This window comes from Ralstonia sp. VS2407 (genome assembly GCF_052950655.1).
In genome coordinates this window covers 43,432-54,890 of the sequence record NZ_JBRFVG010000012.1, presented here as the reverse complement: position 1 = coordinate 54,890, position 11,459 = coordinate 43,432, and the positions used below count along the sequence as shown (strand labels likewise).

7 protein-coding genes are annotated in these 11,459 nt (G+C 65.7%); 4 read left to right on the top strand and 3 right to left on the bottom strand.

The genetic code is table 11. From position 1 onward, the window contains the following. Positions 1-8 precede the first annotated feature (8 nt). Together gspE and gspF are read left to right on the top strand one after the other, a co-directional pair. On the top strand, positions 9-1,565 hold the full coding sequence (gene gspE / locus ACU8YE_RS18830) for a type II secretion system ATPase GspE (RefSeq protein WP_316870626.1): 1,557 nt from the start codon (positions 9-11) through the stop codon (positions 1,563-1,565). Positions 1,566-1,587: 22 nt separating this feature from the next. After that, positions 1,588-2,799, top strand: a complete 1,212-nt coding sequence (gene gspF, locus ACU8YE_RS18825; protein ID WP_316870625.1) for a type II secretion system inner membrane protein GspF — start codon at positions 1,588-1,590, stop codon at positions 2,797-2,799. An 88-nt stretch (positions 2,800-2,887) separates the two neighbouring features. On the opposite strand, the gene ACU8YE_RS18820 is transcribed toward gspF, so the two are convergent. Together ACU8YE_RS18820 and ACU8YE_RS18815 are read right to left on the bottom strand one after the other, a co-directional pair. Then, on the bottom strand, positions 2,888-3,796 hold the full coding sequence (locus ACU8YE_RS18820) for an EamA family transporter (RefSeq protein WP_433865593.1): 909 nt from the start codon (positions 3,794-3,796) through the stop codon (positions 2,888-2,890). Beyond that, entirely contained in the window at positions 3,793-4,476 is a 684-nt protein-coding gene (locus ACU8YE_RS18815; RefSeq protein WP_433865595.1) for a pyridoxamine 5'-phosphate oxidase family protein, read from the bottom strand. The genes ACU8YE_RS18820 and ACU8YE_RS18815 overlap by 4 nt, the downstream gene beginning before the upstream one ends. 93 nt (positions 4,477-4,569) lie before the next feature. Here ACU8YE_RS18815 and pdxR point away from each other — a divergent pair, with 93 nt between their 5' ends. Together pdxR and ACU8YE_RS18805 are read left to right on the top strand one after the other, a co-directional pair. Beyond that, positions 4,570-6,039: a MocR-like pyridoxine biosynthesis transcription factor PdxR gene (pdxR, locus tag ACU8YE_RS18810; protein ID WP_446929334.1), complete on the top strand. Its 1,470-nt coding sequence runs from the start codon at positions 4,570-4,572 to the stop codon at positions 6,037-6,039. 281 nt (positions 6,040-6,320) lie between these two features. Next, entirely contained in the window at positions 6,321-9,881 is a 3,561-nt protein-coding gene (locus tag ACU8YE_RS18805) for an indolepyruvate ferredoxin oxidoreductase family protein (RefSeq protein ID WP_446929333.1), read from the top strand. A gap of 78 nt (positions 9,882-9,959) precedes the next feature. Here the strand turns inward: ACU8YE_RS18805 and sbcB are convergent, their stop codons facing one another. Beyond that, positions 9,960-11,399 carry an exodeoxyribonuclease I gene (gene sbcB, locus ACU8YE_RS18800; protein ID WP_446929332.1) on the bottom strand — a complete coding sequence of 480 codons (1,440 nt, stop codon included), beginning with the start codon at positions 11,397-11,399 and terminating at the stop codon, positions 9,960-9,962. Positions 11,400-11,459 lie beyond the last annotated feature (60 nt).

Genomic DNA, 11,459 nt, shown 5'->3' with positions numbered 1-11,459 from the left:
AACGAACCATGGCAACGCAAGCTCCCACCACCGACGTCAGCACGCTCGAGCCGCCCTCGCAGTCCGCCGTGCGGCTGGTGCCGTATGCGTTTGCGCGCGACGCCAAGCTGCTCGTCGCCCGCCAGGACGTCGACACGCTGGAGGTGTGGGTCTGCCCCGAAACCTCGCGCACGGCGCTGGCTGAACTCGGCCGCGTGTTCGGCGCGCTGCAGTTGGTGACGCTTAGCACTGCGGCGCTGTCCACGGCCACACAAACGGCCTATAACGCGCAGGACGGCAGCGCGGCCCAGGTGGTGGGCGAAGTGGAAGGCGAAGTCGACCTCTCGCGCCTGATGCAGGACATTCCAGCCGTGGAAGACCTGCTCGAATCCGAAGACGACGCGCCGATCATCCGCATGATCAACGCGCTGCTCACGCAGGCCGCGCGCGAAGGTGCCTCGGATATCCACATCGAGCCGTTCGAGAATGCCTCCGTCGTACGCTTCCGTGTGGACGGCACGCTGCGCGACGTCGTGCGCCCCAAGAAGGCGCTGCACGGCGCGCTCATTTCGCGCATCAAGATCATGGCGCAGCTCGACATTGCCGAGAAACGCCTGCCGCAGGATGGACGCATCACACTGCGCGTGGGCGGCCGCCCGGTGGACGTGCGTGTGAGCACCCTGCCCACCGGCCACGGCGAGCGCGCAGTGCTGCGTCTGCTCGACAAGGAAGCCGGCCGGCTCGATCTCGGCAAGCTCGGCATGGGCGCCGGCACGCTGGCGCGCTTTGACCACCTGATCAACCAGCCGCACGGCATCGTGCTCGTCACCGGCCCGACGGGTTCGGGCAAGACGACCACGCTGTACGCGGCGCTGTCGCGGCTCGATTCCGCTTCCACCAACATCATGACGGTGGAAGACCCGATCGAATACGACCTCGACGGCATTGGCCAGACGCAGGTCAACCCGAAGATCGACATGACGTTCGCCAAGGCCCTGCGCGCCATCCTGCGCCAGGACCCGGACGTGGTGATGATCGGGGAAATCCGCGACTTGGAAACCGCGCAGATTGCCGTGCAGGCCTCGCTGACGGGCCACCTGGTGCTGGCGACGTTGCACACGAACGATTCGGCCTCCGCCGTGACGCGCCTGATCGACATGGGGATCGAGCCGTTCCTGCTGTCGTCGTCGCTGCTGGGTGTGCTGGCGCAGCGTCTGGTACGCCGCCTGTGCGTGCATTGCCGCCGCGAAGAAGTGCTCGAACTCACGCCTGCCGAGGTGGAAGCCGTGGCCGGCACGCCGGTTGCCGATGGCGTGGCACCCGCTGCACCGGCACGCAAATCGGTGTGGCACCACGTCGGCTGCGACCGTTGCAACCAATCCGGCTATCAGGGCCGCACTGGCGTGTACGAACTGCTGACCGTCACCCCCGAGATCCAGACGATGATCCACCGCCAGGCCGCTGAATCCGAGATCAAGGCGTTCGCCATCGGGCAGGGTATGCAGACCATGCGCATGGATGCACAGCGCTGGATCGACACGGGCGCCACGTCGCTGGAAGAAGTGCTGCGAGTCACACGAGACTAAGCCGCGATTACACGAATAGCGCATGCCAGCCTTCCGCTACGAAGCCGCCGACGCCACCGGCAAGACCGACAAGGGTGTCATCGAAGCCGACAGCGCGCGTCAGGCGCGCACGCTACTGCGTGCACGTGGGCTGACGCCGCTGCTGGTCGACGCGCTGGGCGCGCAAGCCACCAAGCGCGGCGGGTCGAGCTTCGGCAAGCGGCTCTCGGCGCAGGAAAACGCGCTTGTCACCCGTCAGCTCGCCAGCCTGCTGGTGGCGGGCCTGCCGCTCGATGAAGCGCTGGCCGCGCTGGCCGATCAGGCCGAACGCGCGTACGTCGGCGAACTGCTCGCCGCCATCCGCGCGGAAGTGGTGGGCGGCAGCTCGCTGTCGGTCGCGCTGGCACAGCATCCGAAGGATTTTCCCGACATTTATCGCGCCCTCGTTTCAGCGGGCGAGCACTCCGGCAACCTCGGCCTCGTCCTCTCCCGCCTGGCCGACTACATCGAGAGCCGCAACGCGCTCACATCGAAGATCAAGCTGGCGTTCACGTATCCGGCCATCGTCACGGTGGTGGCATTTGCGATCGTGATCTTCCTGCTGTCGTACGTGGTGCCGCAGGTGGTGAGCGTGTTTGCCAACACCAAGCAGAAGCTGCCGACGCTCACGATCATCATGCTGTGGCTGTCCGACTTCGTGCGCAACTGGGGATGGCTGGCAGCGATCGTGCTGGTGGTGATCGGCGTATTGATCCGCAATCTGCTCAAGCAGCCGGCATTGCGGTTGTCGTGGCACAAGTGGCTGCTGACAGCGCCGCTGTTCGGCAAGCTCGTTCGCGGTTACAACACCGCGCGGTTTGCGAGCACGCTGGCGATCCTGACCAGTGCCGGTGTGCCGATTTTGCGTGGGTTACAGGCAGCGGGTGAAACGCTGAACAACGTGGCGCTCAAGACCAACGTGGAAGATGCGTCCACGCGCGTGCGGGAGGGGACTTCGCTGGCGCGGGCGTTGGCGGCGCAGAACCAGTTTCCGCCTGTGCTGGTGCATTTGATCCGCTCGGGTGAGGCGACGGGGAATCTGCCTGCGATGTTGGAGCGGGCTGCGCAAGGGGAAGCGCAAGAGCTGGAGCGCCGGACGCTGTTTCTTACTGGCTTGCTTGAGCCGGCGCTGATTCTGACGATGGGTGTGGTGGTGTTGTTGATCGTGTTGGCGGTGTTGATGCCGATTATTGAGATCAATCAGTTGGTGCACTGAGGTTTCTTGGCCTCTGGTCCATCCCCCCCTTTCGTTCCCTGCCTGAGACGAAACAAGGGATGCACCACTAAAACCAAAACGAAACCCATTAACGCCTCCCCCAGGCCCCCAGCACGATCCCCCCAAGAATCAACGCAATCGCCCCAAGCAGCGCAGGGCTGATGGTCTCCCCAAGCACGACAGCAGAACAACCAATCCCGAACACCGGCACACCCAGCAGCCCGAGTGAAGTCGTCGCGGCCGGCAGCACGCGATTCACCGTGGTGACCGCCCAATACGCCAACGCAATCCCAAATAGCCCACCGTAGAGCAGCAACCCAATCAATGAAGGCTGCCAATCGATCGACGGCACCCCGTCGTGCAGCAGTGCCAGTGGAATCAGCATCCCGGTCGCCAACAACGCCTGCCAGAACACCAACTCAAACGGCGGCGTCACCCATCGATGCGACCGTACGTAGAGGATGCTCGCGGCCCAGCAGAGCGCTGCCAGCATCACCAGGCCATTGCCGAACACGGCACGCTCCGCATGCCAGTCGAACGTCAGCGGATTGAAGATCAGCAGCAAACCGAGCAGCCCGAGCCCGACGCCGAACAGTCGTCTCACCGTCAGCGGCTCGCCAAGCAACAGCCATGCGCCAGGCACAACCCACAGGGGTGTGGTGTAGGCGAGCACCACGGAACGGCCCGCAGGCACAAACTGCAGTCCCAGGCTGACCAGTGCCGAGAATGCCGTCATATGCAACACACCCACACTCAGGATGACGGGAATGTCGCCCGCCTTGGGCACCACAAGGCGGCCGCGCGCCGCGCAAATCATCAGCAGTGCGAGCGTGCCGACGGCGGAGCGCAGCGCCACCGCCCAGATCGGCGGCAGGTAGGCCAGCATCGCCTTGCCGACGGGCCAGTTGATGCCCCACGCCAGGGCGACCACGCCCAGCAGCAACCACGCCGTGCGGGTCTGGGTTTTTGCACCGACCGTGCCGACAACTGCCGTCACGACATCACCACATCCACCGCCTGGCCGCGAGCACTGTCCCTCCACTCCCGCACGTAGTCAGGCGTACCCGCCGGCGCAGCCTCCACAACGGGCGGCAACGGCAACAGCGCCATCGGCAGCACCCCAGCCCACACAGGCAGGTCAAGATCTTCAGCATCATCCTTCGGCCCGCCCGTACGCACTTTGCACGCTGCCTCATCCAGCGGAATGCGCAGCACGGTCGTGGCAGCAAGTTCCTTGGCATTCCCCGGCCGCGCCTGTCGTGAACGACCAGGCGCGAGCACTTCCATGAAGGTATCGAGCACCGCAGTCTTCTGCGCCTCCGGCACGACTTCGAACGCGCCGTAGATGACGGCCGACCGGTAGTTCATCGAATGGTTGAATGCCGAGCGTGCCAGCACCAGGCCATCGATGTGCGTAATGGTCACGCAGACCTGCGCGCCGCTGCCCGCCAGCTTGAGCATCCGGCTGCCGTTGGAGCCATGGATGTAAAGGTGGTCGCCCTCGCGCCAGCACGCGGTGGGAATGCAGTGCACGCCATGCTCGTCGGCGAAAGCGATGTGGCAGACGTAAGCCTCGTCGAGGATGGCGTGCAGCGTGGTGCGGTCGTAGTGGCCGCGGTGCGCGACGCGGCGCACACGGGTGCGAGCGGTGGGCGATGTGGGTTCTGTGGTGGACATGCGGGGGCTCCGAATCGTCAATCGATATGCCGACGATAAAAAAATCGTGGCACCATGCATAGACCCACAAAAATCCAAAATCATAGAGCCACGATGGACTACGGCGTCCTGCTGTCGAACTACGAACGCACGGCGATGCACGGCGAAGGCGCAGCGCGCACCTCACAACAGCATCGGCTGTATGCCTGCCTGCGTGCGGCCATCCTGAGCGGGCAGATCGAGGAAGGCACGCGCCTGGCACCATCGCGCACGCTGGCCGAAGAGCTGGGCATCGCGCGCAACTCGGTGCTCTACGCCTACGAGCAGCTCGCCACGGAGGGCTTCGTGCTCAGCCGACGGCAAGGCACAGTGGTGGCGCGCGTTGGCCTGCAGCAGACGCCCGTGCAGGCGCCCGAAGCCGCGCCCGAGCTGTCGCACCGCGTGAAAGACCTCGAACGCCCGCGCGGCGAGATGAGCGACCTGCTGCCCTTCCTGCCGGGCACGCCTGCGCTGGATGAATTCCCGCTGGCGCAATGGCGCCGCTGCATGGAGCGCGGGTGGCGTCGCATCGGCCCGGGGCAGATGGGCTACGGCCCTGTCGAAGGCAACGTCGCGCTGCGCCAAGCCGTGGCGGAATACCTGCGTGTTTCGCGCGGGGTGCGCTGCGATGCGACGCAGGTGTTCGTCACCGATGGCACGCAGAACAGCCTGGACATGTGCGCACGCACGCTCGCCGATGCGGGCGACACTGCATGGATTGAGAACCCCGGCTACTACGGAGCGCGCGCCGCGTTGCAGGCGGCCGACATGCGCCTGGTGCCGATCAGCGTCGACGCCGATGGCCTCGCCCCCCGCGCTGAAGACTGGCGCGACACGCCACCCAGGCTCATCTACATCACGCCGTCGCACCAATACCCGCTGGGCGCGGTGATGAGCCTTGAGCGCCGTCTTGCGCTCATCCAGCACGCACGCGCAGCCGGCGCGTGGATCATCGAAGACGATTACGACAGCGAATTCCGCCACACGGGCGCGCCGCTGTCCGCCGTGCAAGGCCTGACCGAAGATGCGCCCGTCATCTATCTCGGCACGTTCAGCAAGATGCTGTTTCCGGCGCTGCGCCTGGGCTACATGGTGGTACCGCCGGCACTGGCGCCCGCGCTGAAAAAGACGGCGGGTGCGCTGATGCTGCGCGGGCGCGTAGCCGAGCAGCTCGCGCTGGCCGAGTTCATCGAGGCGGGACATTTCACGCGGCACCTGCGCCGCATGCGTCGCCTTTATGGCGAGCGCCGCGATGCGCTGCAGGCCGCGATCGAGCGACACCTGGCTGGCATCGTCACCGTATCGGGCGGTGCGGGCGGCATGCATCTTTCCACGCGGCTCGACGCGCCGGTGCCAGACACGGAGGTCAGCCGCGCCGCCCGGGAACGCGGGATGGTGCTGCGGCCGCTGTCGCGCTTCTGCCTGCCGGGCACGCTGAGCGCGCAATACAACGGCCTCGTGCTTGGCTACGGCAACGTGCCTGCCGAAGCGATGGACGGATTGGTCCTGCGCATGCACGACGTGATCGAGAGCGTGAGAGGCTGACTCACCAGCCCGGCAGTCGCCCGCTAGACTTTTCCGCAAACGTTGCATGCACCGCACAACCGGTGCAACCACCGCTTCCATCCCCCTGCATGCGTGCATCGGACACCACAACCCAGGGAAAACCCACCCCCATTCTTGCTGCGTTGCACGGTGTTCGGAATGTCACGCGATGCTACGATGCCTCGACCCACGGCTGCATGCCAGTTTCCACAAGAAGCGGCGCAGGCAGCACCAAAAGAGACCTGCTGTCGGTGATCCCGACACACCCACCCGGAGCACGCATGAATGCCCCTCTGAACGACGCGCTACGCCGCGCGCTCGAAACCGTTTCCCTGGACGACAAGTACACGCTCGAGCGTGGCCGCATCTACATCAGCGGCACGCAGGCACTGGTGCGTCTGCCGATGCTGCAGCAGGAGCGCGACCGCGCCGCTGGGCTGAACACGGCGGGCTTCATCTCCGGCTACCGCGGCTCGCCGCTGGGCGCGCTGGACCAGGCCTTGTGGAAGGCCAAGAAGCATCTGGCCGGGCACAACATCGTCTTCCAGGCGGGGCTCAACGAAGACCTGGCCGCCACGGCGGTCTGGGGCTCGCAGCAGGTCAATCTGTACCCGAACGCCAAGTTCAGCGGCGTGTTCGGCATGTGGTACGGCAAGGGGCCGGGCGTGGACCGCACCATCGACGTGTTCAAGCACGCCAACTCGGCGGGCTCGTCCGCGCATGGCGGCGTGCTGGTGCTGGCCGGCGATGACCACGCCGCCAAGTCGTCCACGCTGGCGCATCAGTCCGAGCACGTCTTCAAGGCGGCCGGCATTCCGGTGCTGTATCCGTCGAACGTGCAGGAATATCTCGACTACGGCCTGCATGGCTGGGCGATGAGCCGCTATTCCGGCCTGTGGGTGTCGATGAAGTGCGTGACGGACGTGGTGGAATCGTCGGCGTCGGTGGATGTGGATCCGCATCGCGCGCAGATCATCCTGCCCGAAGATTTCGTCATGCCGCAGGGCGGCCTGAACATCCGCTGGCCCGATCCGCCGCTGGTGCAGGAAGCGCGGCTGCTCGACTACAAGTGGTACGCCGGCCTGTCGTATGTGCGCGCCAACAAGCTGGACCGCGTGGTGCTCGACTCGCCGCAGGCGCGCTTCGGGATCATGACCGCCGGCAAGGCGTACCTCGACGTGCGCCAGGCGCTGGTCGACCTCGGCCTCGACGAGGAAACCTGCCGCCGCATCGGCATCCGCCTGTACAAGGTCGGCTGCGTGTGGCCGCTGGAAGCGCACGGCGCACGCGCGTTTGCCGAAGGGCTGCAAGAGATCCTGGTGGTGGAAGAGAAACGCCAGATCCTCGAATACCAACTCAAGGAAGAGCTGTACAACTACCGCGACGACGTGCGTCCGCGCGTGTACGGCAAGTTTGACGAGCGCGACAACGCCGGCGGCGAATGGTCGGTACCGATGGCCAACTGGCTGTTGCCGGCGCACTACGAACTGTCGCCTGCGCTGATCGCGCGCGCCATCGCCACGCGTCTGGAAAAGTTCGAGCTGCCGTCGGACGTGCGCGCACGCATTGCCTCGCGCATCGCCATCATCGACGCCAAGGAAAAGGCGCTCGCCAAGCCGCGCGTCACTGCCGAGCGCAAGCCGTGGTTCTGCTCGGGCTGCCCGCACAACACATCGACCAACGTGCCGGAAGGCTCGCGCGCGCTGGCCGGCATCGGCTGCCACTACATGACCGTGTGGATGGACCGCCGCACCGACACCTTCAGCCAGATGGGCGGCGAAGGCGTGGCGTGGATCGGCCAAATGCCGTTCTCGGGCGACAAGCACGTGTTCGCCAACCTGGGTGACGGCACGTATTACCACTCTGGCCTGCTGGCGATCCGCGCATCGATCGCGGCCAAGGTGAACATCACCTACAAGATCCTCTACAACGACGCCGTGGCCATGACGGGCGGCCAGCCGGTCGACGGCCCGCTGTCTGTGCCGCAGATTGCCGCGCAGGTGCATGCCGAAGGCACCTCGCGCATCGTCATCGTCACGGACGAGCCCGAGAAGTACAACGCCGCTATCAAGCTGCCCGAAGGCGTAACGGTGCATCACCGCGATCGCCTCGACGCGATCCAGCGCGAGCTGCGCGAGGTGCAAGGCACCAGCGTGCTGATCTACGACCAGACCTGCGCGACGGAAAAGCGCCGCCGCCGCAAGCGCGGCACGATGGTCGATCCGGCACGCCGCGCGTTCATCAACGACGCGGTGTGCGAAGGCTGCGGCGATTGCTCGGTCAAGTCGAACTGCCTGTCGGTCGAACCGCTGGACACGGAGCTGGGCACCAAGCGCAAGATCAACCAGTCGTCGTGCAACAAGGATTTCTCGTGCGTGAACGGCTTCTGCCCGAGCTTCGTGACGGTCGAAGGCGCGCAGGTGCGCAAGCCGGAATCGCACGGCGTGTCGATGGAGGGCCTGCCGCTGCTGCCGCATCCTGAGCTGCCCGCCATCCAGCGCGCGTATGGCGTGCTGGTGACCGGTGTGGGCGGCACGGGCGTGGTCACCATCGGCGGCCTGCTCGGCATGGCAGCGCACATCGAAGGCAAGGGCGTGACCGTGCTCGACATGGCAGGCCTGGCGCAGAAAGGCGGCGCGGTGCTCTCGCACGTGCAGATCGGCGAACGCCCCGATTCGATCCATGCCACGCGCATCGCCATGGGCGAGGCGGACCTGGTGATCGGCTGCGACGCGATTGTCTCGGCGTCGGACGAAGTGCTGTCGAAGGTGCAGCACGGCCAGACGCGCGCCATCATCAACAGCACGGCATCGCCCACGGCCGATTTCATCAAGAACCCGAACTGGCGCTTCCCGGGCAGCTCGGCCGAGGCGGACATCCGCGCGGCCGTCGGCGACGCCTGTGCCTTTGAAGACGCCAACACACTCGCCGTGCGCCTGCTGGGCGACGCCATCTTCACCAACCCGCTCGTGCTCGGCTTTGCGTGGCAGAAGGGCTGGGTTCCGCTGACGTACGACGCGCTCATCCGCGCGATCGAACTCAACGGCGTCGCCGTCGAGAAGAACAAGACCGCCTTCGAATGGGGCCGCCACCTCGCGCAAGACCGCGAGGCGGTGCTCAAGCTGGCAGGCGACGCCCCGCGTGCCAAGGCCGACGTCATCGCCCTGCCCTCGCTGGACACGCTCATCGCCCGCCGTGTCGATCTGCTGACCGCGTACCAGAACGCAGCGTATGCCGCAGAATTCCGCGCGGTGGTGGAACGCGTGCGTGCAGCAGAGGCCGCCGTGGTGGGTGCGGGCCAACCCCTGGCGCTCACGGAAGCGGTGGCGCGCAACCTGTCGAAGCTGATGGCGTACAAGGACGAATACGAAGTCGCCCGCCTGTACACCGACCCGGCGTTCCTCGACAAGCTGCGTGCGCAGTTCGAAGGCGAACCCGGCCGCGACTACCAGCTCAACTTCTGGCTCGCGCCGCCCATGATCGCCAAGCGTGACGAGAAGGGCCACCTGGTCAAGCAGCGCTTCGGCCCGAGCACGATGGGCATCTTCAAGGTGCTCGCCAAGCTCAAGGGCCTGCGCGGCACGGCGTTCGACCTCTTCGGCAAGACCGAAGAACGCCGCACCGAGCGCGCGCTGATCGGCGAATACCGCGCGCTGGTCGATGAACTGGTGAAGAGCCTGACCGCGCAGAAGCTGGCGCAGGCCGTGGAACTGGCCCGCCTGCCGGAGGACATCCGCGGCTTCGGCCATGTGAAGGAGGCCAACCTGGCGGCGGCGCGCATTCGCTGGAACAAGCTGCTGACGCAGTGGCGGGATCCGGCGGCGGCACAGCGGGCAGCCTGATCGGCGCCAAGCATTCAGCATCACCATGAAAAAAACGGAGGCTTCGGCCTCCGTTTTTCTTGATGTGCGCTGGCTTCGTCAGCCCGGCACGATCTGCTGCGCGTAGTCGTACAGATCCTGCAGGATGGTCTGCGCACGCGTGTCGCCGTTCTCCGCCGCTTCCGCGCCCAGGTGTTGAAGCCGTTCGCCGAAAATTTCGAACGTCATATAGCCGTCACGGCCCTCAAACAGGCGCTCGGCGCGCAACTGCTCCCACTGCTCGTATTCCTCTTCGTTCAGCGTGTCGGGAAAGTTGCGTGCGCGGTAATGGAACAGCAATTCAGGCAGACGCGCGTCGGCAAACTCTGCATGCAGACGCGCGAGCTGTTCGCCGCTGAGCGTGCGCAGCTCGTTGAGCAGGCGGCGATCGTCGTTGCCGACGAATCCGCCGTAGAGGTTCTGGTCGACGTCTTCGATCGGCTCCAGTTCGCGGGCGTATACCTGACGCCACGTTTCGCGCATGTCGGGCGCGCCCTGCGCGATGGCGGCATGGCGTTCGATCGTGGCGAAGTCGATGCCCCAGCGTTCTGCCTGCGCGGGCTGCAACGTCTTCATGTTGCTGATAACGATGGGCGACTTGTTGATGTGGATCGACTTGATCGGCAGTCGCGTGGTGCCTTCGGCCAGATCGGCTGTGCGCGTGAACATGCGCTCGCGGATCGTCGCCACATCCATGTGGAACAGCTCGGACGGGTCGAACGCCAGGTCCCACACGATCAGTTCGTTCTTGTTGGTCGGATGCCCACCTAGCGGCCACACCACGGCCATGCAACCGCGCTCGACGCCGTACATGCCGGAGATGTGCAGCAGCGGCCGCGGCGCATCGCCAATCTCGGCCACCACGCGGTCTTTCTTGCGCAGCGCCAGGCAGAAATCGAACAGGCGCGGCTGCGCGTTGCGAATCAGGCGCGCCAGCGCGATCGTCGCGCGCACGTCGGACACCGCATCGTGCGCCGCCTCGTGCACCAAGCCATTGGCCTTGGACAGATGCTCCAGCTTGAAGCTCGGCCTGCCGTCTTCATGCGTGGGCCATTGGATGCCTTCCGGGCGCAGCGCCCACGTGGTGCGCACCACGTCCAGCAGATCCCAGCGCCCGCATTCGTTCTGCCACTCGCGTGCGTACGGGTCGATCAGGTTGCGCCAGAACAGGTGGCGCGTCACCTCGTCATCAAAACGGATGGTGTTGTAGCCGACGCCGATGGTGCCGGGCGTGCCGAGTTCGCGCTCGATCGCCTGCGCGAAACGGTATTCCGGAATGCCTTGCCGGGCGCACTGCTGCGGCGTGATGCCGGTGATGAGGCATGACACCGGATCGGGCAGCCAGTCGTTGGAGGGCTGGCAGAACAGTTCGACCGGCTCGCCGATCTCGTTGAGTTCGGCATCGGTGCGGATGCCGGCAAACTGCGCGGGGCGATCACGGCGCGGCACGGCGCCGAACGTTTCGTAGTCGTGCCAGAGAAAGGTGGAAGTGACAGGCAAGGCAGCAGCTCGCTCGAAAACACTGAAGATGCCGGCATGTTAACAGTGTTGCCCATCCCG

Excerpts from the sequence above, each read along its gene's own strand:
- gspE (WP_316870626.1), top strand. The coding sequence starts at position 9 with ATGGCAACGCAAGCTCCCACCACCGACGTCAGCACGCTCGAGCCGCCC.
- gspF (WP_316870625.1), top strand. The coding sequence starts at position 1,588 with ATGCCAGCCTTCCGCTACGAAGCCGCCGACGCCACCGGCAAGACCGAC.
- ACU8YE_RS18815 (WP_433865595.1), bottom strand. The coding sequence starts at position 4,476 with ATGTCCACCACAGAACCCACATCGCCCACCGCTCGCACCCGTGTGCGC.
- pdxR (WP_446929334.1), top strand. The coding sequence starts at position 4,570 with ATGGACTACGGCGTCCTGCTGTCGAACTACGAACGCACGGCGATGCAC.
- ACU8YE_RS18805 (WP_446929333.1), top strand. The coding sequence starts at position 6,321 with ATGAATGCCCCTCTGAACGACGCGCTACGCCGCGCGCTCGAAACCGTT.